This is a genomic window from Sphingomonas sp. (genome assembly GCF_041661885.1).
Classification (GTDB): Bacteria; Pseudomonadota; Alphaproteobacteria; order Sphingomonadales; family Sphingomonadaceae; genus Sphingomonas.
On record NZ_JBAZTL010000004.1, the window covers coordinates 139,189 to 163,881 of the forward strand.

The 24,693-nt window shown below is 64.7% G+C and carries 27 protein-coding genes; 13 read left to right on the forward strand and 14 right to left on the reverse strand.

Annotated elements, in window-relative coordinates; genetic code table 11:
* Positions 1 to 3 precede the first annotated feature (3 nt).
* Positions 4 to 783 (reverse strand): phosphoribosylaminoimidazolesuccinocarboxamide synthase, encoded by a 780-nt coding sequence (gene purC / locus WC704_RS09450; protein ID WP_372889668.1) that lies wholly within the window; start codon positions 781 to 783, stop codon positions 4 to 6.
* A 146-nt stretch (positions 784 to 929) separates the two neighbouring features.
* Entirely contained in the window at positions 930 to 1,856 is a 927-nt protein-coding gene (locus WC704_RS09455) for a hypothetical protein (protein WP_372889669.1), read from the reverse strand.
* 107 nt (positions 1,857 to 1,963) lie between these two features.
* Between WC704_RS09455 and parC the strand changes: the two genes are divergently transcribed.
* Both parC and WC704_RS09465 read left to right on the forward strand, forming a co-directional pair.
* Entirely contained in the window at positions 1,964 to 4,210 is a 2,247-nt protein-coding gene (gene parC / locus WC704_RS09460; RefSeq protein WP_372889670.1) for a DNA topoisomerase IV subunit A, read from the forward strand.
* A gap of 96 nt (positions 4,211 to 4,306) precedes the next feature.
* Positions 4,307 to 6,022, forward strand: a complete 1,716-nt coding sequence (locus WC704_RS09465) for a putative bifunctional diguanylate cyclase/phosphodiesterase (protein ID WP_372889671.1) — start codon at positions 4,307 to 4,309, stop codon at positions 6,020 to 6,022.
* Here WC704_RS09465 and WC704_RS09470 read toward each other — a convergent pair.
* Genes WC704_RS09470 through WC704_RS09485 form a run of 4 tightly spaced genes read right to left on the reverse strand, consistent with a single transcriptional unit; the run spans position 5,992 to position 8,917 of the window.
* The gene (locus WC704_RS09470; protein ID WP_372889672.1) at positions 5,992 to 7,215 is read right to left on the reverse strand and encodes a CCA tRNA nucleotidyltransferase; all 1,224 of its coding nucleotides are present in this window, start codon (positions 7,213 to 7,215) and stop codon (positions 5,992 to 5,994) included. The genes WC704_RS09465 and WC704_RS09470 overlap by 31 nt on opposite strands.
* Positions 7,203 to 7,799, reverse strand: coding sequence for a CoA pyrophosphatase (locus WC704_RS09475; protein ID WP_372889673.1), 597 nt, complete (start codon positions 7,797 to 7,799; stop codon positions 7,203 to 7,205). Before WC704_RS09475 ends, WC704_RS09470 begins: the two co-directional genes overlap by 13 nt.
* The gene (locus WC704_RS09480) at positions 7,796 to 8,362 is read right to left on the reverse strand and encodes a DUF1285 domain-containing protein (RefSeq protein WP_372889674.1); all 567 of its coding nucleotides are present in this window, start codon (positions 8,360 to 8,362) and stop codon (positions 7,796 to 7,798) included. Before WC704_RS09480 ends, WC704_RS09475 begins: the two co-directional genes overlap by 4 nt.
* Before the next feature lie 42 nt (positions 8,363 to 8,404).
* Positions 8,405 to 8,917, reverse strand: coding sequence for a GNAT family N-acetyltransferase (locus tag WC704_RS09485; protein ID WP_372889675.1), 513 nt, complete (start codon positions 8,915 to 8,917; stop codon positions 8,405 to 8,407).
* Between the two features lie 109 nt (positions 8,918 to 9,026).
* Here WC704_RS09485 and WC704_RS09490 point away from each other — a divergent pair, with 109 nt between their 5' ends.
* The 3 genes from WC704_RS09490 to WC704_RS09500 all read left to right on the forward strand — a co-directional run bounded on the left by WC704_RS09490 (position 9,027) and on the right by WC704_RS09500 (position 10,427).
* Positions 9,027 to 9,659, forward strand: coding sequence for a glutathione S-transferase family protein (locus WC704_RS09490; RefSeq protein WP_372889676.1), 633 nt, complete (start codon positions 9,027 to 9,029; stop codon positions 9,657 to 9,659).
* Between the two features lie 61 nt (positions 9,660 to 9,720).
* A complete protein-coding gene (locus WC704_RS09495) occupies positions 9,721 to 10,092 on the forward strand; it encodes a dihydroneopterin aldolase (protein ID WP_372889677.1) in 372 nt (123 codons plus the stop codon).
* Positions 10,089 to 10,427 carry a Rossmann fold domain-containing protein gene (locus tag WC704_RS09500; protein WP_372889678.1) on the forward strand — a complete coding sequence of 113 codons (339 nt, stop codon included), beginning with the start codon at positions 10,089 to 10,091 and terminating at the stop codon, positions 10,425 to 10,427. The genes WC704_RS09495 and WC704_RS09500 overlap by 4 nt, the downstream gene beginning before the upstream one ends.
* Here the strand turns inward: WC704_RS09500 and WC704_RS09505 are convergent.
* Positions 10,424 to 11,275, reverse strand: a complete 852-nt coding sequence (locus tag WC704_RS09505) for a hypothetical protein (protein ID WP_372889679.1) — start codon at positions 11,273 to 11,275, stop codon at positions 10,424 to 10,426. The two genes, WC704_RS09500 and WC704_RS09505, sit on opposite strands and share 4 nt — an antisense overlap.
* Positions 11,276 to 11,497: 222 nt before the next feature.
* Here WC704_RS09505 and WC704_RS09510 point away from each other — a divergent pair, with 222 nt between their 5' ends.
* From WC704_RS09510 to WC704_RS09525, 4 genes are all read left to right on the forward strand, one after another.
* A complete protein-coding gene (locus WC704_RS09510; RefSeq protein WP_372889680.1) occupies positions 11,498 to 12,166 on the forward strand; it encodes an energy transducer TonB in 669 nt (222 codons plus the stop codon).
* A 65-nt stretch (positions 12,167 to 12,231) separates the two neighbouring features.
* Entirely contained in the window at positions 12,232 to 13,002 is a 771-nt protein-coding gene (locus WC704_RS09515) for a MotA/TolQ/ExbB proton channel family protein (protein ID WP_372889681.1), read from the forward strand.
* Between the two features lie 90 nt (positions 13,003 to 13,092).
* The gene (locus WC704_RS09520) at positions 13,093 to 13,575 is read left to right on the forward strand and encodes an ExbD/TolR family protein (RefSeq protein ID WP_372889682.1); all 483 of its coding nucleotides are present in this window, start codon (positions 13,093 to 13,095) and stop codon (positions 13,573 to 13,575) included.
* Between the two features lie 30 nt (positions 13,576 to 13,605).
* Entirely contained in the window at positions 13,606 to 14,034 is a 429-nt protein-coding gene (locus tag WC704_RS09525; RefSeq protein ID WP_372889683.1) for an ExbD/TolR family protein, read from the forward strand.
* 290 nt (positions 14,035 to 14,324) lie between these two features.
* Here WC704_RS09525 and dcd read toward each other — a convergent pair whose 3' ends face one another.
* The 6 genes from dcd to WC704_RS09555 form a co-directional block, all read right to left on the reverse strand.
* A complete protein-coding gene (dcd, locus tag WC704_RS09530; RefSeq protein WP_372889684.1) occupies positions 14,325 to 14,879 on the reverse strand; it encodes a dCTP deaminase in 555 nt (184 codons plus the stop codon).
* Positions 14,880 to 14,976: 97 nt separating this feature from the next.
* The gene (locus WC704_RS09535; RefSeq protein ID WP_372889685.1) at positions 14,977 to 15,441 is read right to left on the reverse strand and encodes a cytidine deaminase; all 465 of its coding nucleotides are present in this window, start codon (positions 15,439 to 15,441) and stop codon (positions 14,977 to 14,979) included.
* Positions 15,438 to 16,121: a GH25 family lysozyme gene (locus WC704_RS09540; RefSeq protein ID WP_372889686.1), complete on the reverse strand. Its 684-nt coding sequence runs from the start codon at positions 16,119 to 16,121 to the stop codon at positions 15,438 to 15,440. The genes WC704_RS09535 and WC704_RS09540 overlap by 4 nt, the downstream gene beginning before the upstream one ends.
* A gap of 10 nt (positions 16,122 to 16,131) precedes the next feature.
* Positions 16,132 to 16,614 (reverse strand): UPF0262 family protein, encoded by a 483-nt coding sequence (locus WC704_RS09545; RefSeq protein ID WP_372889687.1) that lies wholly within the window; start codon positions 16,612 to 16,614, stop codon positions 16,132 to 16,134.
* A 57-nt stretch (positions 16,615 to 16,671) separates the two neighbouring features.
* Complete coding sequence (locus WC704_RS09550) at positions 16,672 to 16,983, reverse strand: hypothetical protein (RefSeq protein ID WP_372889688.1); 312 nt, start codon at positions 16,981 to 16,983, stop codon at positions 16,672 to 16,674.
* Positions 16,980 to 17,162: a hypothetical protein gene (locus tag WC704_RS09555; protein ID WP_029623047.1), complete on the reverse strand. Its 183-nt coding sequence runs from the start codon at positions 17,160 to 17,162 to the stop codon at positions 16,980 to 16,982. The genes WC704_RS09550 and WC704_RS09555 overlap by 4 nt, the downstream gene beginning before the upstream one ends.
* 71 nt (positions 17,163 to 17,233) lie before the next feature.
* On the opposite strand from WC704_RS09555, the gene WC704_RS09560 reads away from it, so the two are divergent.
* Positions 17,234 to 17,869 carry a helix-turn-helix transcriptional regulator gene (locus tag WC704_RS09560; protein ID WP_372889689.1) on the forward strand — a complete coding sequence of 212 codons (636 nt, stop codon included), beginning with the start codon at positions 17,234 to 17,236 and terminating at the stop codon, positions 17,867 to 17,869.
* A 3-nt stretch (positions 17,870 to 17,872) separates the two neighbouring features.
* Here the strand turns inward: WC704_RS09560 and WC704_RS09565 are convergent, their stop codons facing one another.
* The gene (locus tag WC704_RS09565) at positions 17,873 to 18,055 is read right to left on the reverse strand and encodes a hypothetical protein (RefSeq protein ID WP_372889690.1); all 183 of its coding nucleotides are present in this window, start codon (positions 18,053 to 18,055) and stop codon (positions 17,873 to 17,875) included.
* A 185-nt stretch (positions 18,056 to 18,240) separates the two neighbouring features.
* Here WC704_RS09565 and WC704_RS09570 point away from each other — a divergent pair, with 185 nt between their 5' ends.
* The 3 genes from WC704_RS09570 to WC704_RS09580 all read left to right on the forward strand — a co-directional run bounded on the left by WC704_RS09570 (position 18,241) and on the right by WC704_RS09580 (position 24,658).
* Positions 18,241 to 18,453, forward strand: coding sequence for a hypothetical protein (locus WC704_RS09570; protein ID WP_372889691.1), 213 nt, complete (start codon positions 18,241 to 18,243; stop codon positions 18,451 to 18,453).
* A 62-nt stretch (positions 18,454 to 18,515) separates the two neighbouring features.
* Positions 18,516 to 20,489, forward strand: coding sequence for an autotransporter assembly complex family protein (locus WC704_RS09575; RefSeq protein ID WP_372889692.1), 1,974 nt, complete (start codon positions 18,516 to 18,518; stop codon positions 20,487 to 20,489).
* Positions 20,486 to 24,658, forward strand: coding sequence for a translocation/assembly module TamB domain-containing protein (locus WC704_RS09580; RefSeq protein ID WP_372889693.1), 4,173 nt, complete (start codon positions 20,486 to 20,488; stop codon positions 24,656 to 24,658). The genes WC704_RS09575 and WC704_RS09580 overlap by 4 nt, the downstream gene beginning before the upstream one ends.
* Positions 24,659 to 24,693 lie beyond the last annotated feature (35 nt).

Here is a 24,693-nt window from a genome sequence, read left to right on the forward strand (position 1 = left end):
TTCTTATTTGCCCTTGCTCAGCCGATGCTTTTCGAGATCGAGCACCGCATTGTCGGCCCCTTCGGGCAGCAGCCCGAGACGCCGCGCAACTTCCTGATACGCCTCGACTTCGCCGCCAAGATCGCGACGGAAGCGGTCCTTGTCGAGCTTCTCGTTGGTGGTCATGTCCCACAGGCGGCAGCCATCGGGGCTGATTTCGTCGGCGAGCAGGATGCGCGGATAATCATTGTCCCACACGCGCCCGAATTCGAGCTTGAAATCGACCAGGCGGATGCCGATCCCGGCGAACAGCCCGCACAGGAAATCGTTGATGCGAATCGCCAGGTCGGCGATGTCGTGCATTTCTTCCTGCCCGGCCCAACCGAAGGCGGCGATATGCTCATCGGTGATCATCGGATCGCCGAGCGCGTCGTCCTTATAATAATATTCGATGATCGTGCGGGGAAGCTGGGTGCCTTCCTCGATGCCGAGTCGAGTCGAAAGCGATCCGGCGGCGACATTGCGCACCACGACTTCGATCGGGATGATCTCGACCTGGCGGATCAACTGTTCGCGCATGTTGAGGCGGCGGATGAAGTGCGTTGGCACGCCGATCAGCCCGAGCAGGGTGAAGATATGCTCGGAAATCCGGTTGTTAAGCACGCCCTTGCCGCTGATCGTGCCCTTTTTCTGGGCGTTGAAGGCGGTTGCGTCATCCTTGAAATACTGGATCAGCGTCCCCGGCTCAGGCCCCTCATAGAGGATCTTGGCCTTGCCTTCGTAGATCTGGCGGCGGCGTGCCATGTGCGTGGATACCCCTAAAAACCAAAAGCTGAAAACGATAGGCCCCGGCGACGCGGGGACCGCGAGCCGGGGCAGGAAGGGTTCTGCTATATCGAATGCGCGGCGGTGGTGCAATCAGCTTGGGCGCGCGCGCAGGGCTTGGCCCGTCATGCAACCGGTTCATGCTCCTTGGGCGTGTCGTGCGTGTCTGGGGATTCGGGCTGGAACCAGCGCTGCACGATGCCGGTGCGCTCCGTACCGTGCTCTTGCGGCGCGGGTGGCAGAACGGGCGCGGTAGTGCCCTCGGTCCGCGCCAGAAACCAGCGCAACAGCAACGCGCCGCCAAGCAGCAATATCAGCCACGGCCCGATGCCGGCCAACACCACCAGCAGCCCGGCGAGCGACGCCAGAAAGGTGTCGCCAGCGCTTTCAAAGGTTGCGGCGGGGGACGCCCCAACTCCCGGAATCCCGCCGTTGGAGCTGTATTGGAAGACGACCGGCACAGTCGCGGTGCCGCCGACGCTCCCTTGGTCGACATCGCCGATCGTTGCGATCGCGCTGCGCACCCGATCAGCCTTGGCAGCGGCCAGCGCCTTCTGTTCGGGGTCGCTCGCGCTGCGTGCGCTGGATTCGGCATTGGCGAGCGCATCGCGCAAGCGCGCGAGCCCCGCCCCGCCACGTCCGCCCCCGCCGGTCGCTTCGGCCCCGGCGATGGTGGCGTCGGTCATCGTGCCATGTGCGGCGTTCACGGTCTGCGCGGCGGCCTTGCCAAAGGCGCGCGCCACCGTCGGGTCGAGCGTCATCGTCAGGACAGCGGTGATTGCGTTATCGGCACCGACCGCATAGCGCATGGCGGTAATCCGACACCGCGCCGGGCCGAGTTGATCGCAACCGCGCGCGTGGCTTTCCTGCACCGCCTCGATCCGGCTGGCGGGCAGGCGGAAGGCGTAGCGATAGTCGAACCCGCCATCGGGCGCGGGCAGTGCGGCGCTATTGGTCTTGGTGGCATTGGTCGGTCCGGTTCCGTTGGGCCCCGACGCGACGTCGCACCCGCCAAGCACCACTATCACCGCAAAAAGCCCAGCGAATCGCATCGTCCACCCCCCAATACCCATCGCCGCCATAGCAGTTTTGGGGCCGCAGGGCACGTGTGGCGCGTGACCATCTCGCCACCCGGCGATGCGGCTGCTATCGCGGAGACATGCCGAGCAATTTGACCGATCCTTTCCAAGCCATCGTCGACTCCCCCTTCGATAGCGCGCTGAGCGACCGCTATCTGGTCTATGCGCTGTCGACCATCACCGCGCGCTCGCTGCCCGATGTCCGCGACGGCATGAAGCCGGTGCATCGGCGGCTGTTATGGGCGATGCGCCAACTGCGGATGGACCCGAACACCGCCTACAAGAAATCGGCGCGCGTCGTTGGCGAGGTGATCGGCAAATACCATCCGCACGGCGATTCCTCGGTCTATGACGCGATGGTCCGGCTCGCGCAGGATTTTTCGGTGCGCTATCCCCTGGTCGAGGGGCAGGGGAATTTCGGCAATATCGACGGCGATAACGCCGCCGCCTTCCGCTATACCGAGGCGCGGCTGACCCAAGTCGCGATGGATTTGATGGAAGGGCTCGACGAAGACGCCGTCGCCTTCAAACCCACCTATAATAATGAAGAGCAGGAGCCAGAGCTTTTCCCTGGAGCTTTCCCCAACCTGCTTGCGAACGGTGCGGCGGGAATCGCGGTCGGCATGGCCACCAGCATCCCGCCGCACAACGCCGCCGAACTGTTCGATGCGGCGATCCTGCTGATCGACAATCCACAGGCCGAGGATGCGGCGCTACTGGAGCATATCAAGGGGCCTGATTTTCCGACCGGCGGCCTCGTGGTCGACAGCCCGGCGTCGATCGCCGAGGCCTATGCCACCGGGCGCGGCGGCTTTCGCGTGCGTGCGCGCTGGCATGTCGAGGATCAGGGACGCGGCACCTGGAACGCGATCGTCACCGAAATTCCGTATGGTATCCAGAAGGGCAAGTTGATCGAGCAGATCGCGGCGATTGTCAACGACAAGAAGCTGCCGATCCTGGCCGACATCCGCGATGAATCGGATTCGGAAATCCGCATCGTCATCGAACCACGCAGCCGCACGGTCGAGGCGGACGTGCTGATGGAGAGCCTGTTCAAGATGTCGGACCTGGAAGTCCGCTTCAGCCTCAACCTCAACGTGCTCGATGCCAACCGCACGCCGCGCGTGATGAGCCTGCGCCAGGCGTTGCAGGAGTGGGTGGCGCATCAGTTCATCGTGCTGCAACGGCGCACCGCGCATCGCCTGTCGAAGATCGCCGACCGGATCGAGCTGCTGCACGGTTATATCGTTGCCTATCTCAATCTCGACCGCGTGATCGAGATCATCCGCACCGAGGATGAGCCCAAGCCGGTGATGATGGCCGAGTTCGAACTGAACGAGCGTCAGGCCGAGGCGATCCTCAACATGCGGCTGCGCAGCTTGCGGCGGCTGGAGGAAATGGAGTTGCGCAAGGAACGCGACACGCTGGAAGCGGAGCGTGCCGGGCTGGAGGCGTTGCTTGGCAGCGAGGCGCGGCAGCGCACGCGGTTGAAGCGCGACTTCACCAAATTGCGCGAGCGTTATGGCCCGGAGACCAAGCTCGGCAAACGCCGCACCACCGTCGCCGAAGCAGCCCCGGCGCGCGACATTCCATTGGAGGCGATGATCGAGCGCGAGCCGATCACCGTGATCCTGTCGCAGCGCGGCTGGATCCGCGCGATGAAGGGGCATGTCGATGCCGCAGGGGTTGCTGCGGTGAAGTTCAAGGAAGGCGATGCCGCGCTGTTCGACTTCACCGCGCACACCACCGACAAGATCATCGTCGCCGCCGAAAATGGGCGTTTCTTCACGCTGGCGGCCGATAAATTGCCGGGCGGGCGCGGCTTTGGCGAGCCGGTGCGGCTGATGATCGATCTCGATGGCGACATCGGTATTGTCGACATTTTCCGCGCGGGGATCGCCGAGAAGTTGCTGGTCGCGGCGAGTGATGGGCGCGGCTTCATCGTCCGCACCGCCGACATCATCGCCGAAACGCGCAAAGGCAAGACCGTGGTCACCCCCCGCATCGGGGCCAAGCTCAAGGTGGTGCGCCCGGTCGCGCCCGATGCGGATTATGTCGCGGCGATCGGCGACAACCGGCGCTTGCTGGTCTTCCCGCTGACCGAGCTGGCGGAAATGGCGCGCGGGCAGGGGGTGCAGTTGATGCGTTTCCGCGACGGGGGCTTGTCCGATGCGACAACCTTCGTGTTTGCGCAGGGGCTTAGCTGGCCGATGGGCGGCGAAAGCGGTCGCACGCGGACCGAAACCGATCTTGCGCCGTGGCGCGCCGCGCGCGGGGCTGCGGGCCGGATGCCGCCCAACGGCTTTCCACGCGACAACCGGTTTTAGTGCGGTCGTCACGGTTAACGGTGTCATTTCGTGCAAGTGACTGAAATTCGGGTAAGCTCAGCGGGTTCTTAACGATTGCACGCTATCGCTACGGCAATGGCGTTTGTTTCGTATCCTGCCCTGAACCATTCGACTGCGGTGGATGTACCGACGCAGGGCAAGGACGATACGCCGTCGCTGACGATGGCCTCCCGCGTTATCGAGCTGTTGCCGGTTCCCGCGGTGATGGTGGCGCTGCAGGATGCGGGCGTGGTGGTGCAGGCCGCCAACCGCGCCTATGAGATTGCGGGCCTGGGCATTGGCGACCGGCGATGCTCGCTGGTCGCGCAGATCGAGCAGCGGATTGTCGACTTTATCCGCGGGGATTCGCTCCGTGCCGAATTTCCGATCGAATATGGCGATGCGGTCGATTGCCATTATTATCAGGCGACCCTGGCGCGACTGGCGCGCAACTCCGACCACCGCTGTGTCCTGATTCTGGTCGATCAGACCGCCGAACTGCGAACCGAGCATAATTTGCGTCGCGAAATGCTCACCGACAGTTTGACCGGCCTGCCCAATCGCGCGGGCTTCAGCGATCGGCTGGAGACGTTGCTCGACGATCCGGCGTCGCGCACGCGCTATGCGGTTCTGGTCGTCGATCTCGATCGTTTCAGCCGGGTCAATGCGTGTCTGGGGTCGATGGCGGGCGATGAGCTGCTCATTACCGTGGCGCGTCGCCTGAAGGGGGCATTGCGCGCGCAGGACGTGCTGGCGCGCACGGGCGGCGACGAATTCGGGATTTTGCTGACATTGGAGGACGGGCCGGGTGATGCCGATCATGTCGCCAAGCGCATACAGGGCGCGCTTTCCACGCCCTTCCGCCTGTCGGATTTCGAGATTCGCGTGGCCTGTTCGATCGGCATTGCATTCGGCACGGCCACGATCGACGATGGCGAGGAGTTGATCCGGCACGCGCAATTCGCGGTCAAGCGCTCCAAGGGAACCGGCAAGACCGAGGCCTATCAGACGCAGGCCTTTGACCTGGCGCGTGAACAATTCGGCATGGAAACCGCGCTACGCCGCGCGATCGAGCGCGGGCAGATGCGGCTGACCTTCCAGCCGATTTGCGATCTCGCGACGGGGCGGCTGGTGTCGTTCGAATCGCTCGCGCGGTGGCGCGATGAGGCGGGGGTGGAGTATTCGCCCAACGATTTCATTCCGGTGGCCGAGGAATCGGGGTTGATCGTGCCGCTGGGACGCTGGGCGATTCAGGAAGCGGCGGCGACCCTGGCGCAATGGGATGCGCGGATGGGCGGCGATTGCGGGATCAAACTCGCGGTGAACCTGTCGGCAATCCAGTTGCAGCGCGATGCGATTGCGCCGGTCGTACAGTCGGCGCTTGCCGCTTATGGGCTGGAAGGATCGCGCTTTACGCTGGAACTGACCGAAAGCGCATTGGTCACCGATCCGGATCGCATGGCCGGCATCATGCACGCGTTGAAGGCGCTCGGCACCACCATTGCGATGGATGATTTCGGCACCGGCTATTCCAATCTCGCCTATCTCCAGAAACTGCCGATCGACATCCTCAAGATCGATCGCAGCTTCGTGACGGGCATGTTGGCCGATCGCGACAAAATTGCGATCGTGCGCGCGATCCTGTCACTCGCCCAGGCGTTGGGCATGAAGACCATCGCCGAGGGGATCGAAACCAACGAATTGTCGCAGACGCTGGCGGCATTGGGCTGCACCTACGGACAGGGTTACCTGTACGCGCGGCCACTAGAGGCCGAGGCGGCCTATGCGATGCTGGAGTCGCGCAAGAATTGAGCAACGGCGGCGTCGGCAATGGCGTTGGCGCGCTCGGCTGAGGGAAAATCCTCGGCGATCCACTGATTTTCAACCAGCTTCAGCAGCCGCGCGACATCGGGGCCCTTGTCCACGCCGCGCGCGACGAGCGCCCCGCCATTAACCGGGAAGCTGGGGGCGACCCAGTCGAGGATCTGACGCACCGCCAGCACGCGCTCCATCGCCGCCGGGGTATGAAGCAATATGCGATCGATCGCGCCCTCCTGCCCGAGTCGATAGGCAAGCGCCTGCGGGGCGGCGAGATCGGGTTTGAGCGCGGAGACGATCCGTTTGCGCTGCGCGTTCGACAGTTTCAGTCGTGCGGCGACATCTTCGCCGATCTTCGCGTCGCACGGCAGGACCGCGGCGAGGCGACGGATCGGGTCCGGGGTCAGGCCTGCCAGCGTCTCGCTGCCCGTAATGTCGGCGAATGCCTCGACGCCCTCGGCGGTGATTTCGGGCAGGACCGGTCGGAAGATTCCGCGCTCGACCATCAGCCGCAGCGTCGCCACCGCATTGGGGGCGACCAGCAGCTTGAGCAACTCCGCTGCGATTCGTTCGCGCGACAATGCCATCAAATCGTTGGCGCGCGCGGTGCAGGCATCCAGCCCCGCCGCGTCCGGTGTATCGCCAAAGCGTGCGTGGAAGCGGAAGAAGCGCAGGATGCGCAAATGATCCTCGGCGATGCGCTGCAACGGATCACCGATGAAGCGCACGCGCCGTGCCGCCAGATCGACAAGGCCTTCGAAATAATCGAAAATCTCGCCCGTTTGCGGATCGGCATAAAGCGCGTTGATCGTGAAATCGCGGCGCGCGGCATCCTCGCGCCAATCGTCGGTGAAGGCGACGGTGGCGCGGCGTCCGTCGGTCGCAACGTCGCTGCGCAGCGTGGTAACCTCGACCGGCGAACCATCCGCCAGCACCGCCGTGATCGTGCCGTGGGCGAGACCGGTCGGCACCGCGCGAATCCGCGCGCGCGCGAGCAGGTCGATCACGTCCTCGGGCGGGTGGCGCGTCGCCAGATCGACATCGGCAACGTCCAGCCCAAGCAGCGAATCGCGCACTGCGCCACCGACGAAGCGCGTTTCGCCGCGCGTGGTGCCGAGCACCTGGCACAATTCGGCCAGCCCCGCGCGCTGCCGCCACGGCGCATCGGGCAGCGTCAGGCGATCCATCGCAGCCGCCGCGAAAGGTTGACGATCATCGCGGCGGTGGCACCCCAGATGCGATGGTCCCCCCACAAAATCTCATAATAATGCCGGTTGCGGCCCTGCCACTCGACGCTCGCCTCGATATGGTTGCCCGAATCGAGCAGGAAGCCGAGCGGAACCTCGAACACTTCGGCCACTTCGGCGGCGGCGGGGATGAAGACCAAATCGGGCGGCACCACGCCGATCACCGGGGTCACCTCGAAGCCGGTGACGGTGCGATAGCGATCGGCCTCGCCGACGATGCGGACGTGCGTGCGCGGCAAGGCGATTTCTTCCTCGGCTTCGCGCAACGCGGCGGCGACCGGCCCGGCATCGCCCGGATCGATCCGTCCGCCGGGGAAGGCGATTTGCCCGGCGTGGCGCGACAGCGTGTCGGTGCGTCGCGTCAGGATCACGCCCGGTTCGGCACGATCGGTGACCGGGATCAGCACCGCCGCCTGTGCCAGCGGGGTGACGATCGCATCGGCATCGACATGGTCGCCGGTCAGCAGCACGGTATCGGCGTGGCCCGCCGTCAACGCAGTTTGCAGGCGCGCGACGAGCGTCATGCGACGGGCTCCAGCGGAAAGAAAATGCCCGCGCTCCACACGCCGGGCGGCGCGTCGCCGCCATCGATCGCGCGTTGCGCGAGGTCGTAATAGACCGCGCGTGCCACCACCGCATCGAGCCCGGCGCGCACGTGCAGATAGGGGCGCGGGCCATCCTCGCGCGGCTCGAAGCGCAACGCATGGTCGGCATCGGCGGTGACCAGATCGCCGGTATTGAGCCGGAAGGTGAGCGTCGTCGCCTTGCCTTCGCCCGACACCTTCATCTCGACCGCGACGAAGGGGGCATCCTCGACCACGATGTCGAGCTTCTCGACCGGGGTGACCAGCACATAGCCGCCATTGGCTTCGCGCCGCAGGATCGTCGAGAACAGCCGCACCATTGCCTCGCGCCCGATTGGCGAGCCCTGGTGAAACCACGTCCCATCGCGCGCGATGCGCATTTCGCTGTCGCCGCAATGCGTTGGGTTCCAGCGCTCGACCGGGGGCAATTTGCGCGCTTCGGCAAGGCGCGCAATGTCGGCGAGCGACAAAGCGGCAAGATCGGGGATCGGCTCCATCGGCATGACAGCGGCGGTAGGGCAGGCGGCTCGTTGCGTAAACCCGGGTCAGGCCAGCGCGACGATCCGTGGCGCGAGCAGGCCCGCTCCGCTCGGTACTTTGTCGCCGCGCGCGAGTAGGCGATGCCGCTCGACCGCGCCGGGCACGCGCCATTCCGCCGTGCACGCGGCATCGAAACCGAAGAAGCGCCCATAATATTCGGGGTCGCCGATCAGCGTGATTGCATCCGCCAGGCCAGCAAGCTCCGCCGCCGCCAGTGCGTGCGCGGTGAGCGCGCGCCCGATGCCGCCTTGCTGCCGCCCGGGTTCGACCGCGACCGGGCCAAGCTGCACCATCGCTACATCCCGCCCGTCATCCCCGACAAAGCGGATCGGCCAGCATTGGATCGTGCCCACCACCGCGCCCTCCTCGAGTGCGGCAAAGCTCAGCGCCGGAATCGCGGCCATGCCTGCACGGATGCGATAAGCGGTGCGCTCGTGTCGGTCCGGCCCGAAGGCACGGTCGAGCAATTCCTCGACCGCAGCGGGCGCCACATCGGCAATCGGCACGAATTCGATCACGGCGGTTTCCTCGCCCTTCGTGTGTCCCGCTGGAACGGGCCCATAGACCGAAGGGGCCGCGCGCTTTAGCCTCCACCACGCTGAACGCAAGTCGAATGGGGGAGTATGCGTGAAACTCTATGATGCCGCCTGGGCACCAAGCCCGCGTCGCGTCCGCATCTATTTGGCGGAAAAGGGAATTGAGGTCGACCGCGTATTGGTTGATTTGCGCAGCGGTGAGCATTTGGGCGCGGCGTTCCTCCAGATCAATCCGCGTGGGGTGGTGCCCGCGCTTGAACTCGATTCGGGCGAGGTGCTGTGCGAATCGTCGGCGATTTGCCGGTATTTCGAGGCATTGCAGCCGGAACCGCCGCTGTTCGGCGACGGCGCGCTCGACATTGCGCGGATCGAATCGTGGACACGGCGGATCGAGCAGGAGGGCTATGCCGCCGTCGTCTATGTCCTGCGCAATGAGCGCGAGGCGTTTCGTGATCGCGGCATTGCCGGCAAATGGCCCGCCATTCCGCAAATTCCCGAATTGGCCGAACGCGGCGGTATTTTGTGGGCGGCGTTCACGGCTGCGCTCGATGCGCATCTGGCGGGGCGTGCGTGGATTGCGACCGATGCGTACAGCTTTGCGGATATATCGGCGCTCGTCACGGTCGATTTTGCCAAGGCCGCGCGGCTGACGGTGCCGGAGGGCTTCGTCCATCTGCACCGCTGGCACGCTGCCGCATCGGCGCGGAGCAGCGCCGCCGCGTGACGGTTCCCCTGCGCCCGCGATCTGCTATGGCGCGCGCCCATATCGACAAGAAGGGCAAGATTTGACTGACCGCCTGACGCTGAACGTCCACGATCTCGAAGTGATGGTGCTGACCGGCATCTATTCGGAGGAGACGCATCTGCCGCAACCGCTGCGCATCTCGCTGACGGTGGAGTTGCAGGTGCCCGATCGCTTCGATCCCGATACCCCGCTGTCGGCCTCGAAAAACTATCTCGATTTGAAACATGCCGCGACGACGGCGCTGCCGACGGGTGTGCATTTCACGCTGGTCGAGGCCGTTGCCGAACACATTTGCGAAACGCTGTTCCTGCAGGACGCGCGCGTGACGCGAGTCGAAGTTTCGATCGTCAAGCTCGCCATTGCCGAAGCGGGCGAATCAATCGGGATCACGCTGGTGCGGAACCGCCGGTGATCCAAGCGGTGGCGGCCGCATTGGCGGGGCAGGCGCGAATCGTGCCCGCCACCGATGCGACCGCGCTTGCTGACCTACGCCATAGCGTATCCGATTCGCGGGATCGGGACGCATTGGTGCTGTTGCTGATCGCCGAAACCGTCCCAAAATTGGACCGTGCGGTCTTGATCGCCGCCATCGGCGCGGTCGCAGGGGACGCCGCACCGGGTATGCGCGTCGCCGCGCTGGATTTGGGCGCTGGCGCGCGCGCGGACGATGTTATCGCCGCCGCGCGCTTTCTGGTGGCGGCGCGATCCTCCACCGGGCAGGTGCTGCGCGTCGCCGCGCGCGATTAACGGCGTCCGCCCCGGTCACATGCTCCAAGCGCGTTGATGACGATGGCGTAATCGTCGCGTGCGACGCTGGCGTCGTCGCCCGACGAATGCAAAGCCGCCTCGGGCAAGGTCGCGGGCAGGGTGCAGGCCAGTCGATACCATAATAACGTGTCGCGCGGCGGCGGCGGTGCCGCAGCATCGACCACTTCGCCCAATGCGACCGTCCAGCGTGGCGCCTGCCCCGGTTTGCGTTCGATCGTGAGCGAAATCGGTCGGTTATCGGCGGTCGACAGGAAGATTTGCGTCTCGCCCGAGCCGGGCAGGTCACCCGGCGTGTGGAAGGCATTGGCGATTCCGGTCACCACCGGGGGCGCGTCGGGTGCGAGCGCCTCGCGCACGATCCGCCGCGTCAACGCGTCGCCACCCACGGACCATCCACGCTGCGCATCGGGCCGGATGAGCTGGATTTGCCCGGCATTGCCCGCCACGGTCCGCGCGAACAGCAGGACGCGGCTCTTGCGATATTGCGGTGCGCGACCGCGCGCGTCGAGCGGCACGTCGAGTATATAGCCCAGCCGTGGCGGGACGGCGTCGGTGCCGCGAATCAGGGCGGTGACATCGGCCTCGATATAGAGTCGCGCCATACCCGTCGGCAGGTCCGGCGAATCGGCGGGCTTCAGGCGCAAGGCGCTTCTGATGGTCGCATCCACGATCACCGGAGCCGCCACGGCAAGGTCGGCATAGTCGGCATAAGCAGGTGCTGGCGCGACGCTTTCTGGAGCGATGGGAATATGTTGCTGTGCAGCAAGGAATGGCGCGGAAAGCGCGGTAATCGTGGCTGCAAGGGCGATTTTTGGGAACTTTGGCATTCGCAACGGGTATCCGAGGAAGCAATTTTTATACAGAAATAATTCTGCCATGCGCCGGTTGTACGTTTGTTGCGTGAGACAAAGCGTTTGCGTCGTTGTTTTCGGCGCGATAGAGGTTGGGCCTGTCCAGGATATACTAGCCCATGACAGGCCGGAATAACGAGCGGACGTTACGGATCGGCTTGGACCGTCGTGACCGGAATAGAGGAGTTTCGTTTCTGAATGGCTTACGCTGATCGCAATACGAGTGGCAGCCGCGTGGTTTCGATTGTGATCGTGTCGATCATCGTCGCGCTGTTCGCGTGGGGTTTCGTGAACGGTCTGACCTTCAAATATATCAAGAAGGTAACCGAAAAACTGAACACGTTCGACGTCGTCGAACCACCGCCGCCGCCACCCGACAAACCGCCGCCCCCGCCGCCCGAGCAGCCGCAGCTTCAGACCCCGCCGGTCGTGTCGCCGCCGCCAATCGTGCGCGTTACCGCTCCGCCGCCGCCTGTGGTCTCGGTTGCCGTTCCGCCACCCGCGTTGGTAATTACGCCGCGCGCCGCAGCACCGGCCCCGGTGCCGGTTGCTGCCCCGCCAGCGCCAACGATCAGCAAGCAGGCCGGTGCAAAGGGTAATCCCAATGATTGGATTTCGAACGATGACTATCCGTCTGACGCTTTGAACGCGCAGGCGCAGGGCACGAGCAAGATCAAGTGGGAGATCAACGCCGCCGGTCGTGTCGAGAACTGCGTCGTGGTCGCATCGAGCGGCAACACTGCGCTCGATCGTACTGCGTGTTCCCTCATTACGCGGCGTGGGCGGTATACGCCTGCTCTGGACGGGGCTGGCAATCCAACTCGCTCGTCGTCTTCGCGTAACGTCGTTTGGCGCTTGCCTGAATAAACCATCCTCCCGTGCGGCCTCCGGGGTGAGGCGCACGGGCAATTTTCGAGAAGGAAGTCTTCGCAATGTCCACCACCATTCTTGCTGCCGGTGCATCGGCTGCCGACAATTTCGGTTTCATGAACGCGATGAAGCAGGGCGGCCCCGTCACCTGGACGACGGCTGCAATCCTGACCATCTTCCTGTTCTTCACGCTCTACATCCTGTTCACCAAGCTGTTCGAACAGCAGAAGATCATCAACCAGGGCCGGCGCGTTCGCGCGACCTTCTGGTCGTCGAACTCGCTGCGTGAAGGCGCTGCCAAGCTCGAGAAGAACTCGGCTTACAAGCAGATCGTCGATGACGGCGTCGAAGCGCAGGAACAACATGCGCGCCTGACCGACCCGGTCGAAGCGCATGACTGGCTGCACGGTTCGCTCGCGCGTTCGGAAGCGACGATCAACTCGCAGCTCGGTGGCGGTCTCGCCTTCCTTGCAACGGTCGGCGCAACCGCACCGTTCGTCGGTTTGTTCGGTACGGTGCTTGGTATTTACCGCGCGCTGATCGGCATCGGCCAGGCTGGCCAGGCTTCGATCGACAAGGTTGCAGGGCCGGTTGGTGAATCGCTCATCATGACGGCGTTCGGTCTGGTTGTCGCGGTTCCGGCCGTGCTCGCCTTCAACTTCCTGCAGCGCCGCAACAAGGCAATTGCCGAGCATCTGAGCGCGTTCTCGAACGACGTGCTCGGCTATCTTGCCTCGAACGGTGCAGTTCGTCCGGCTGCTCCCGGCAAGAAGGCTCCTGCCGCAACTGCAGCAAAGCCCGCCGCAGCAACCACGGCTGCTCCGCGCGCTTAAGGGGTAAAACCGGGGCCGCGTGAAAGCGCGGCCCCGAGTTTCCGCCACCCGTTACGGGTGGCCTTACGATCACGAATAGGATGGCCTTTCATGGCGATTAGTACAGGTGGCGGCGGCGATGACGCCCCGATGTCCGACATCAATACGACGCCGCTCGTCGACGTCATGCTGGTGTTGCTCATCATCTTCCTCATCACGGTTCCGGCGATCGTGCAGTCGGTCAAGCTGAAGCTGCCCGACGTGCGGTACGACCCGACCGTGACCAAGCCCGAGAACGTCTCGCTCTCGATCACCAAGGATAGCGACGGCAAGTGCGCGATCTATTGGGGTTTGACGCGGGTTACGCATGAGGAGCTGCTCAAGCGCGCGACCGACAAGCTCGAAGAGATTGTCAAAAAGGCCGGCGGTGCGCAGAATTTGACGACTGACGATTTGCCCGAGGCACATATTCGCGGTGACGTGGACGCGCCGTATCGCTGCATCGGTGGCGCGATCTACACGATGCAATCGGCTGGTTTCGCCAAGGTAGGCTTCATTTCGGAACCACCCCCCACGGGCGGCCCGGCGGCGTAATGCGTGCGATAGCACCAAGGAGTATTTGACATGGCAATCAGCAGTGGCGGCGCCGAAGGCGAGCCCATGATGGACATGAACACGACGCCGCTGATTGACGTCATGCTCGTGTTGCTCATCATGTTTATCATCACCATCCCGATCCAGACGCACGCGGTGAAGGTCGATCTTCCGATCAACGATCCGAACGCCAAGAAGCCTGACGTCGACCCGCAAAAGAACAAGATCGTCATCCAGCCGGACGGCGTGATCCTGTGGAACGGCGCGCCGACCGACGAGGCGACGCTGCAGCAATATCTGGTGCAGACGACCCAGCTCAACCCCGAGCCGGAGCTGCACTTCCAGCCCGACCCGGCGGCGCGCTACGAAAAAGTCGACAAGGTTCTGGCGATCATCAAGCGCTCGAACGTGTCGAAGCTCGGTTTCATCGGCAACGAGCAATATCGCAACGATTTCTGATCGCTGGCGAGAGATCGATGCACAATCAGGGCGGTCCTTCGGGGCCGCCTTTTTTGTGGCCTGATGCATTCGCTAAGTATTGGGCGGACGCCCTGTTGGGCCGGGAAGATCGAACTTTAACCCGTTCGTTTCGAGCGTAGTCGAGAAACAGCACTACGCGCTGTGCCAGGTTTCTCGGCTTCGCTCGAAACGAACGGACGGGGGCCTGGAATCGCCACCCAATTCTGGCGACCGGATTCTGATATGCTCCCCTCTTCCGCAGGAGGAGGGTTCCGTTGATTTGAGCCCGCTTACAGCCGCGGCAGCGTCACCCCGCGCTGGCCCATATATTTGCCCGCACGGTCGGCATAGCTGGTCTCGCACGGCTCATTGCCTTCGAGGAACAGGAACTGGCACGCGCCTTCATTGGCGTAGATTTTGGCGGGCAGCGGGGTGGTGTTGGAAAATTCGAGCGTGACGTGGCCCTCCCAGCCGGGTTCCAGCGGGGTAACGTTCACGATGATGCCGCAGCGCGCATAGGTCGATTTGCCGAGGCAAATCACCAGTACATCACGCGGGATGCGGAAATATTCGACGGTGCGCGCGAGCGCGAAGCTGTTGGGCGGGATGATGCAGACGTCGGTCTTGCGGTCGACAAAGCTGTTTGCCGAAAAATCCTTGGGGTCGACGATGACGCTGTCGATATTGGTGAAAATCTTGAACTCATCCGACACGCGCGCGTCATAACCGTAGGACGACAGGCCATAGCTGATGCAGCCCTCGCGCTTTTGCCCGTCGACGAACGGCTTGATCATGCCGGTGGCGAGCGCTTGCTCGCGGATCCAGCGGTCGGACATGATCGACATGCGAATGTTTCCCCTGTGGTGTCGGCCTTCGTTTTCCGCGTTTCGCCGGAAATGCCAGTGCGGGCAAGAGGGCCGCTGACGCGTTCGTTCCGCGCGGCTACTTCGCTGCGCCCAACCCCAGATCCTTCGGCCCGAAGGCGTGCGGCAGCAGCTCGGCAATGGTGCGCCGCTCGACCGCGTCGCCTTCTGCGGCACCGCACCACACGATGATGTCGCGCCCAGCCATGTCGGCGGCTTCGTTGATGATCTGGCGGCAGCGTCCGCACGGTCCAACCGGGGTGGTGCCGGTCGGGTGGCCATCTGCGTCCATCACCCCGCCAATCACCCCAATCGCCACCACCTCGCGCAGGTTTCCGCCGCTGTTGACGGTGGCGAGCGCGACCGTTTCGGCGCAGAGCGACAAGCCATAGCTGGCGTTCTCGAAATTGGCCCCGGTCACGATGCGCCCGTCCGTCAGCAGCACCGCCGCGCCGACGGCGAAGTGCGAATAAGGGGCGTGCGCATTGCGCGCGGCGATGCGTGCTGCCGCGATCAAGCTGTCGCGAGTGTGATGGTCGGTCATGGTGCCACTACATCCCAATGGATTGGTCCGTCGATGCCATCGATGCGCCGCGTGCCATTTGCCTGCCACATCCGCCAATGTCGTGCCGGATAATCGGGCGGAAAGAAATCCTGCACCGCCCAGACCGGGCGCGGGATCGCCAGTGTCACACCGTAAGCCGCGTCAAACGCTTTGCTGACCTTGAGCAGCACCGGCTTGCCGGTGTGCGATTCGACCATCGTGAGGTAGCGGCGCACTTCGTCGAGCACGATGGGCGGAGCCGGGCGCGTGGGGCAATCCTCGGCGAAATCGAGCTCCAGCGCGGCGGGCAAGGCGCTGTCGTCGCGCGGCACGGTGGTGTTGAAAAGGTTGGCCTGGTCGGTGGCGAGGCGGCAGATCGAATAGAGATGGCTGGCACCGCGCCGCAGCCCGGTTTCATAAAGGCCGGCCCAACTTTCCTGAAAGCGTGCATCGCGCTTGTCGGCACCGCTGGTCGCGCGGACATACGCAAAATCGGCGCCTGCGCGCTTCACTGCCCACCAGTCGATCGCGCCGTTCGCTTCGGCAACATCCACGCCCTGAAAGCGATATTGGTCGGACGGCCGCCAATGGTGCATCCAGGCCCAGCCCGTCGCATAGCCCACCCCGATGGTGATGATGACGGCACCGGCCACGCCGATCCGTTTTTTCCAACGCCCCATGCCGCCCGCTTTACCCTTTGATGTGCAGGACGCAAATCAGCGTGAACAGGCGACGCGCTGTATCGAAATCGATGTCGATCTTGCCCTCCAGCCGCTCTTTCAGCAGCTCGGCCGCTTCATTGTGGATGCCGCGCCGCGCCATATCGACCGTCTCGATCTGGGCGGGCGTGGCGTTGCGGATCGCCTGATAATAACTGTCGCAAATCGCGAAATAATCTTTGATCGGGCGGCGGAAGCGCCCCATGCCGAGGATATAGGTTTCGAGATGGGTGCCATCCTCGCGGTGGATGGCGATGCCGAGCCGTCCTTCCTCGACCGTCAGATCGATCTTGTACGGGCCGGCATAGCCGTCGGGATACACCTTTTGTGGCGCGAAATAGTTGCCCTCGATCAGATCGAAAATCGCGATCCGCCGTTCCTGCTCGATATCGGCCGAGCGCCACAGGATGGTGCGTTCGTCAAGGGTTACGGCAATGATGCGCGGATCGGACATTGTGCAGCCGTAGCCGGGCCGCGCGCGCGCGACAATCCATCGCGCCCGGTCGAAGCGTCAGGCTTCGACCGTCAGCACCTCGATCGTCGCCTCGGCGTGCCCATCGACCCGCGCGAGCGCGGTTACCGTAACATCGGCGACGAGATGCCCGCGCAGCGTCAGTTCGGCTTCGGGCAACGCACCGAGCCAGCGGGCCAGCGCGGCATCATCGGGCGCCTCCAGCGTCAGCCGATGTTGCGCGCCGATGAAGGTCGCGCTGGCCCAGCGTGTGCTGTGCAAGGTGCCGATCGCGATGGCACAGCCTTGCGCGCGCGCGTCGCGTTCCAGCGCGCGGCGGAGCAGCGTGGCGGCATCGGGGCCGCAGCTCATGGCTGCACCTGTTGCGCGGCGAGGAAAGCCTCGATCCGGCGCACCATGCGCGGGCCAGGTTCGCGACCGCGCCGCAAATCGTGGACAAGGCGCGGGTCGCGCACCGCGAGCCGACCGAATTTGGTCGGTGGCATCGCTGTAGCCTTCAGATAGCGATCGATTTTTTGCAGCACCGACATGTCCAATCTCCCGTGATTCGCGCCGAAGTTCACGATCTGTTCCATTTTCCAACTTGTCTAGGAAATTTCCTATGGCTATCGTATCGGATATGGAGCGAGGCGATCCCCGGGCGCGGTTGGCGGCGCTGATCGATGCCGATACGGCGAGCTATGCCGCGCTGTCGCGGATGCTGCGGCGGAATGACGCGTATCTGCAGCAATATGTCCGGCGGGGGACGCCGCGCGAGCTTGCGGAGCGCGACCGTGCGCTGCTCGCCGCCTATTTCCGGGTGGATGCGGCGGAGCTGGGGGGCGCGCCGTCAACGCCGATGGCGATGATCCGGCGGCTGGATGTCGAGGTGTCGGCAGGGCCCGGTACGGTTACCGTGGATGATCCGGGCGTGGCGGACATGCTGCTCGATCCCCGTTTGCTTGACGATTTACGGCTGCGCCCGGCCAGCGCGGCGATGCTGCGCGCGCGCGGGGATTCGATGCTTCCGACGATTGCCGATGGCGACCGGATCGTGATCGACGAACGCGATACGCGAGTCGGCGCGAACCCGGCGATCTTCGTGCTGCGGTGGGACGGGACGTTGCTGGTCAAGCGCGTGGCGAAAGGCGCCGACGGTTTTGTCATTTCCAGCGACAATCCCGCTTATCCGCCGATCAACGCAACCTCGGTCGACGTGATCGGTCGCGTGGTGTGGCTATCGCGGACGTTACGTTGAGCGCTATTTGCGGCGGTCGACCAACCACAGGCCCAGCGACAATACACCGCCAAGCGCGATCCCGACCAGAAACCCCCGCGTCGGCCCGAGCGGCGAGAACAGCCCGACCCCGGCACCCGCCATCGCACCGATTGCAATCAAAAAACCGCCTGCAAGCGGTGTCCGGGGAGAGGGGGAGCGTGCCATGCCAGCGCTTTGCCATGTCCCGGTGCAGGACGCCAGCGTCCCATTGCGAGAGGGGTTGGGCGGGCACGGGGGTGGCGTTAACCCTCGCAAGGCCCGTATATCCAGTCTTTGGTAGGAGTTGGCACAGGTCGTGTTGGGCGGGGCGGGCACGTATGCGTGCCACTGCAATTCCGTGCGGAGAAACAATGACTCATTCGCCTTATGTCGCTGGCCGCGCGGAATTTGTCGACGCGGCGGATCTTATCACGATGTTCGGCGATGAAGCGGGTCTTGAGGCGGCGGCGCGGGCGGATCGCAGTCGCGATCTTGGCAACTACCTGCATTTTTGTCGCTGGCGGCAGATCGAGCGGCTGATCGTGCTGCTCTCGACTGATCGCGCGGTTGGCACGGTTCATTGATGCTGGCTTGAATCGACGACTAAGCCCCTGTCGCTTGGCCGGTGGCCGGGCTAGGACGGGTCATGTCGTTGTCCGTCGGGCGGCGGGGCATATCCTTGGCCGCCGCCGGAATCCTGAGTGTCCTCTGCCCACGTGCGATGGCGCAGGTGCGTCTATCGACCGAGGCCACGCAAACCCAGACCCAGCCGCAGACGGGGCCGCTCGACCCGCAATCGCCGCTCGCCCCCCTGCCGGGGCTGGGGGTTGAATGGCCGGATTTGTCAAAAGCTCCGCTGGAACCAACCGCCGCCGACACCCCGACCGCGCTGATCGGGGACACGCGCTACGACTATCGAGTCGATGGAATCGACACGGTCGCGAGCAGCTTGCTCCAGGATCGCTTTGCCCAGCTTTCGACACTGAAGGCGAATGTCGGCCAGAGCGCCAACGCCGCGCAGCTCGATCGCCGGGCACGCGAAGACGCGACCTTGTTGACCACGCTGCTGCGCGCCGAGGGCTATTATGATGCGCATGTAACGACGCGGGTCGAGCCGGCGGCGCGGCCGCTGGTCGTGCTCGATGCCGAACCGGGGCAGCTCTACACCTTCGCAGGGGTGAATGTCGCGGGTGTGGAGGCGGCGGGGGCGAAGGCCACGACGCTACGCCGCGCTTTTGGGGTCAATCCGGGCGATGCGGTCAATTCGGACGCGGTGGTTGCGGGGGAGACGAGCCTGCGCACCACGATCAGCGATCGTGGTTTTCCGTTTGCGGTGGTTGGCGATCCGCAAATCGTCGTCGATCGCGCCGCCCACACCGCGACGCTGGATATGGCGGTGGTGCCGGGTGCCGAGCGACGCTTCGGCAAGATCGTGATGACCTCGGGCGAAAAGGTATTCGGGGCCAAGCATGTGCAGGACATTGCGCGCTTCGTCCCCGGCCAGAGCTATGATGCCTCCGCGCTGATCGATTTGCGGCGCGCGGTGATCCAAACCGGCCTGGTATCGTCAACCAAGATCGAACCGGTCGAAGGCACTGAACCTGGCACAGTGGACATTGCGGTTGGGCTGGAACCCGCGCCGCCGCACACCATTGCGGGCGAGCTTGGTTATGGCACCGGCGAAGGCGCGCGCGCGGAAGTGAGCTGGACGCATCGCAATTTGTTCCCGCCCGAAGGTGCGCTGACGCTGCGCGGCGTGCTCGGCACCGAGGAGCAATTGGCCAACGTCATTTTTCGTCGCAACAATTTCAACGGGCGGGACCGGGTGCTGACCTTTCAGGCGGTCGCCTCCAATTTGAAGCGTACCGCCTATCAGGCGCGCACCGTGTCGCTGTCGGGCAGTCTGGAGCGGCAAACCAATATCTTCTTCCAGAAGAAATGGACCTGGTCGCTGGGGGCAGAGCTTGCCGCGTCGGACGAGCGGGACGTGATCGTTTCAACCGGAGCCCCGCGTCGCCGCACCTATTTTATTACGGCATTGCCGACGACGCTCAGTTATGACGGGTCCAACGATCTGCTCAATCCGACGCGCGGTTTTCGCCTGAGCGGTCGCTTCTCCCCCGAATTGTCGCTGGAAGGGGCCGCGTTTGGCTATGCGCGGTTGCAAGTCGATGCCAGTGGCTATCAGCCGCTGACCAATGGGGCGGTACTCGCCGGTCGCATCCGGCTGGGCACGATTGCGGGCGCGCCGCGCGATGCGGTTGCGCCGTCGCGGCGTTTCTATGCCGGTGGCGGCGCGTCGGTGCGTGGCTATGGTTATCAGGACATCGGTCCGCGCGACCCCAATAACGATCCAATCGGGGGCCGCAGCCTCGCCGAATTCTCGCTGGAGGCGCGGGTGAAGGCGTTCGGCAATTTCGGGGTGGTGCCGTTCTTCGATGGCGGCAACATCTATACCGGCGGCATCCCGACGCTGCGCGGGATGCGCTACGGCACTGGCATTGGGGTACGCTATTATTCCAATTTCGGGCCGATCCGCATTGATGTCGGCACCCCGGTCAATCCGGCAAAGGGCGATCCCCGCGTGGCCGTCTATGTCTCGCTGGGGCAGGCGTTTTGACCGGGGAATCGCTCCCGGAGGTGGTCGAGGCCGCGCCGCCGCCGCGCCGCCGCCGGTGGGGACGGATCGTGCTGGGGGCGGTGCTTGGCGTGCTGCTAGTGCTGCTCGCCGCACTTGGGCTGGTCGATACCGCGATCGGGCACCGCATGATCGCCGATACCATAGCCGAGCTGCGGCCCGCCAATGGCTTGCGCTACAGTATCGGGCGGATCGAGGGATCGATCTATAGCCGCGCGACGCTGATCGATGTGCGCGTGCGCGACCCCAAAGGGCTGGTGTTTACGGCACCGCGCGCCGACTTGCATTGGTCGCCGTTGCGCTGGCTCGACAATCGCCTGGATATCAGCAGCCTGCGCATCCCGAGCGCGACGCTGGCCAAATTGCCCGAGACGCGCCCGACCGATACCAAGGGGCCGATCCTGCCAGGGTTCGACATTCGCATCGGGTCGCTGGCGGTGGACCGGTTGATCGTCGGGCGGGCGGTGACCGGGGTGGAGCGGATCGGACGGCTGCGCGCACGCGCGGACATCCATAATCGTCGCGCGCTGATCGATCTTGCGGCGATGGTGGCGGGGAGCGACCGGCTGCGCGTCCATCTCGACGCCGAGCCCGATCGTAACCGGCTGGAGGTTGCGGCGCAGGCGCGCGGCAGCGCCAAGGGTGTGCTCGCCAAGCTGATAGGCGTCGCGCGACCGGTTGCACTCGACATCGCGGGTAAGGGAAGCTGGCAGGCGTGGCACGGTAGCGCGATTGCCGATGTCGGGCCGACACGGCTGGTCGATCTCGCGCTCTCCAACCGGGCAGGAGCCTATACGCTCTCGGGTGTGCTAACGCCGGGGCCATTGGTGCATGGCAAGCTCGAACGGCTGACCGCCCCGCGCGTGCTCGTCAATGGCGGCGGGACGCTGGTCGACCGGCAGCTCAAGGGTACGCTTTCGTTGCGTTCGGTGTCGCTCAGCCTGACTGCCGACGGCACGCTCGATCTGGCGGAGAGCGCGTATCGCAATGTTCGGCTCCACGCGATCCTGTTGCGCCCGTCGGCCCTGTTTCCTAACATGACCGGGCGGGCGATCGAATTGCGCACGATCCTCGACGGTCGTTTCGCCACGGCGGCGTTCGATTATCGCCTGAGCGCGGCGCGCTTCGCCTTTGATGACACGGGTTTTGAGGGTTTTCACGCCACCGGGCGCGGGCATTGGTCGAAACAGCCTATCCTGCTGCCGATCCACGCCGTTGCCGCGCGCGTCACCGGGGTTGGCGATGTTGCGGGTGGCATTTTGCGCAATCTCACGATCGATGGCGTGCTGCGCGTGACCGCGAAGCTCGTGATCGGCGATGACCTCAAGCTGACCTCGGACAAGCTCAACGGGCGGATCAATCTGCTGCTCGATCTCAGCGATGGGCGCTATGACATTGGCCTGAATGGTGGTCTCGGGCGGTATCGCATCCCGGGGCTCGGCGTGGTCGATGTGCAGACGCTGCTCAAGGCGGTGCCGGGACCCGGCGGGCGCGGCACGCGCGTCGTCGGTCAGGGCACAGCGCGGATGCTGACGCTGGAAAATGCGTTCTTCCGTTCGCTGGCGGGCGGGCTGCCGCACCTCGTCACTGGGTTGGAGCGCACACCCGACGGCGTGTTGCACCTCAACCATCTCGTGCTGACCGCGCCGCAAATTCGCATCACCGGCAATGGCTATCGCCGCCGCGACGGCACCTTCCATTTCGAAGGGGCAGGACAGCAGGCCACGTACGGCCCGCTGACGCTGAAACTCGACGGCAAGATCGACCATCCGACGCTCGATCTGGTGTTCAAGAGCCCAAATGACACGATGGGCCTGAGCGACGTGGTCGCCCATCTCGATCCCACTGCCGAAGGCTTTGCCTTCACCGCGCGCGGCGGGTCGCGGCTGGGGGCGTTTAGCGGCAATGGCGCGGTCCTGCTGCCCAAGGATGGCGACGGGACGATCGCAATCGCCGATCTGGCGGTGAGCGGAACGCACGCCAAGGGGCCACTGCGGATCGTGCCCGGCGGGTTCGACGGGACGCTTGCCGTTGCGGGCGGCGGCCTGTCGGGCGCGCTGCTGTTCCGTCCGGTGGGCGAGCATCAACGGATCGAGGCGCATCTGGACGCGACGGCGGCACGATTGAGCGATGCGGTGGTGCTGCGGCGCGGGCATCTCGATGCGGTGGTGCTGCTTGATCCGGCGGGAACGTCAATCGAGGCGAGCGTAACCGGCGCGGGGTTGCGGCGCGGATCGCTGGTGATCGGGCGGTTCGCCGCGCGCGCCACGCTGCGCGGCGGGACCGGCACCATCACCGCGTCGATTTCCGGGTCGAGCGGGCGCGCTTTCGATATTCAGTCGGTCACGCGCGTGACGCCTGACAGCTATACCATGACTGCACAGGGAACGCTTGATCGCCGTCCGCTGAAGCTCGTCACACCGGCGGTGTTCACGCGCGATGGCGATGGCTGGCGGCTGGCCCCGACCGATCTGACCTTTTCTGGCGGGGACGCGAAGCTGTCGGGCCGCTTCACCGGCACATCAAGCGCGATTGACGCGACGCTGGCGCGGATGCCGCTCTCAATCCTTGATATCGGCTATCCCGGGCTTGGGCTGGGTGGCAACGCTTCGGGCACCCTGTCCTATGCGCAGGGTGGCGGGGCGGCACCGACCGGCAAGATCGATATGACGGTGCGCGGGCTCACGCGCTCCGGCCTGATCCTGTCGTCGCGCCCGGTCGATGTCGGGATTGCCGGCGTGTTGTCGCCCGATCGCATCGCCGCGCGCGCGGTCGCCGCCACCGGCGGCAAGACCGTCGGGCGGGCGCAAATGCTGCTGACATTGCCGGCAGGGCCCGATCTGGCGACGCGCGTGTCCAAGGCGGGGGCGTTTGCGCAGCTTCGGTATGATGGGCCCGCCGACACCATCTGGCGGCTGACCGGGGTTGAACTGTTCGATCTGACCGGCCCGGTCGCGATCGGCGCGGACGTTGGCGGGACGATCGCCAATCCGCAGATCAGCGGTATTGTCCAGGCGAGGGGCGCGCGCATCGAAAGCGCGACGACGGGCACGGTGTTGACCAATGTACAGGCAGCCGGGCGCTTTGGCGGATCGCGTCTCACGATCGATCGCTTCGCCGCCGAAGCGGGCAAGGGCGGCAGCGTAAGCGGGGGCGGAACCTTCGATTTCGCGGCGAAGAATGGCCTCGGGCTCGACCTGACCTTGCAGACCGAACGCGCGGTGATGATCGCGCGCGACGATATCGGCGCCACCGTCACCGGCCCGTTGCGCTTCCAGTCCGATGGGGCGGGGGGCACGATTTCGGGCGATCTGAAGCTCGACAAGGCACGCTATCGTCTGGGGCAGGCGAGTGCGGCGAGCGCGGTGCCGCAACTCGCCATTCGCGAAATCAACGTGCCCGGCGGCGGCGTGGAAGATGACGAGACTCCGCGCGCGCCGTGGCAGCTCGCCATCCATGCGCGTGCCGCCAATCAAGTACTGGTCACCGGGCTTGGCTTGCGCAGCGAATGGTCGGCGGACCTCAAGATCGGCGGTGCGCCCGACAATCCCGCGATCACCGGTCGCGCCGATCTGGTGCAGGGCAGTTACGATTTTGCCGGGCGCAGCTTCGCGCTCGAACGCGGCAAGATCCTGTTTGCAGGCGAAGTCCCCGCCAACCCGGCGCTCGATATTTCGGCCAATGCCAACACCACCGGACTGAACGCCTCGATCAACGTTACCGGCCCCGCGCTCAAGCCCGAAATCACCTTCGCCAGCGTACCCGCCTTGCCGCAGGACGAATTGCTGTCGCGGCTGCTGTTCGGCACGTCGATTACCAATTTGTCCGCCCCCGAAGCGTTGCAATTGGCATCAGCGGTGGCGGCGTTGCAGAATGGCAAAGGCGGGCTCGATCCGATCAACGCGGTGCGCCGTGTGGCCGGGCTGGACCGGCTGCGCATCCTTCCTGCCGACGCGCAGACCAAGCAGGGCACGTCGGTCGCGGCGGGCAAATATATCACGCGGCGCTTTTATGCCGAGATCGTGTCCGACGGGGCGGGCTATTCGGCAACACAAGTCGAGTTTCAGGTGACGCGCTGGCTGTCGGTGCTCTCGAGCATCTCGACGCTGGGGCGGCAAAGCGCCAATTTACGCGTGTCGAAGGATTATTGAGGTCGGGGGTGGGCGCGCAGGCAGATACCACTGTT

Coding starts and splice junctions, on each gene's coding strand:
- WC704_RS09575 (WP_372889692.1), top strand. CDS start 18,516: ATGTCGTTGTCCGTCGGGCGGCGGGGCATATCCTTGGCCGCCGCCGGA.
- WC704_RS09465 (WP_372889671.1), top strand. CDS start 4,307: ATGGCGTTTGTTTCGTATCCTGCCCTGAACCATTCGACTGCGGTGGAT.
- WC704_RS09455 (WP_372889669.1), bottom strand. CDS start 1,856: ATGCGATTCGCTGGGCTTTTTGCGGTGATAGTGGTGCTTGGCGGGTGC.
- WC704_RS09475 (WP_372889673.1), bottom strand. CDS start 7,799: ATGACGCTCGTCGCGCGCCTGCAAACTGCGTTGACGGCGGGCCACGCC.
- WC704_RS09510 (WP_372889680.1), top strand. CDS start 11,498: ATGGCTTACGCTGATCGCAATACGAGTGGCAGCCGCGTGGTTTCGATT.
- dcd (WP_372889684.1), bottom strand. CDS start 14,879: ATGTCGATCATGTCCGACCGCTGGATCCGCGAGCAAGCGCTCGCCACC.
- WC704_RS09535 (WP_372889685.1), bottom strand. CDS start 15,441: ATGACCGACCATCACACTCGCGACAGCTTGATCGCGGCAGCACGCATC.
- WC704_RS09545 (WP_372889687.1), bottom strand. CDS start 16,614: ATGTCCGATCCGCGCATCATTGCCGTAACCCTTGACGAACGCACCATC.
- WC704_RS09525 (WP_372889683.1), top strand. CDS start 13,606: ATGGCAATCAGCAGTGGCGGCGCCGAAGGCGAGCCCATGATGGACATG.
- WC704_RS09570 (WP_372889691.1), top strand. CDS start 18,241: ATGACTCATTCGCCTTATGTCGCTGGCCGCGCGGAATTTGTCGACGCG.
- purC (WP_372889668.1), bottom strand. CDS start 783: ATGGCACGCCGCCGCCAGATCTACGAAGGCAAGGCCAAGATCCTCTAT.
- WC704_RS09555 (WP_029623047.1), bottom strand. CDS start 17,162: ATGTCGGTGCTGCAAAAAATCGATCGCTATCTGAAGGCTACAGCGATG.
- parC (WP_372889670.1), top strand. CDS start 1,964: ATGCCGAGCAATTTGACCGATCCTTTCCAAGCCATCGTCGACTCCCCC.
- WC704_RS09505 (WP_372889679.1), bottom strand. CDS start 11,275: ATGCCAAAGTTCCCAAAAATCGCCCTTGCAGCCACGATTACCGCGCTT.
- WC704_RS09470 (WP_372889672.1), bottom strand. CDS start 7,215: ATGGATCGCCTGACGCTGCCCGATGCGCCGTGGCGGCAGCGCGCGGGG.
- WC704_RS09515 (WP_372889681.1), top strand. CDS start 12,232: ATGTCCACCACCATTCTTGCTGCCGGTGCATCGGCTGCCGACAATTTC.
- WC704_RS09520 (WP_372889682.1), top strand. CDS start 13,093: ATGGCGATTAGTACAGGTGGCGGCGGCGATGACGCCCCGATGTCCGAC.
- WC704_RS09480 (WP_372889674.1), bottom strand. CDS start 8,362: ATGCCGATGGAGCCGATCCCCGATCTTGCCGCTTTGTCGCTCGCCGAC.
- WC704_RS09560 (WP_372889689.1), top strand. CDS start 17,234: ATGGCTATCGTATCGGATATGGAGCGAGGCGATCCCCGGGCGCGGTTG.
- WC704_RS09565 (WP_372889690.1), bottom strand. CDS start 18,055: ATGGCACGCTCCCCCTCTCCCCGGACACCGCTTGCAGGCGGTTTTTTG.
- WC704_RS09550 (WP_372889688.1), bottom strand. CDS start 16,983: ATGAGCTGCGGCCCCGATGCCGCCACGCTGCTCCGCCGCGCGCTGGAA.
- WC704_RS09540 (WP_372889686.1), bottom strand. CDS start 16,121: ATGGGGCGTTGGAAAAAACGGATCGGCGTGGCCGGTGCCGTCATCATC.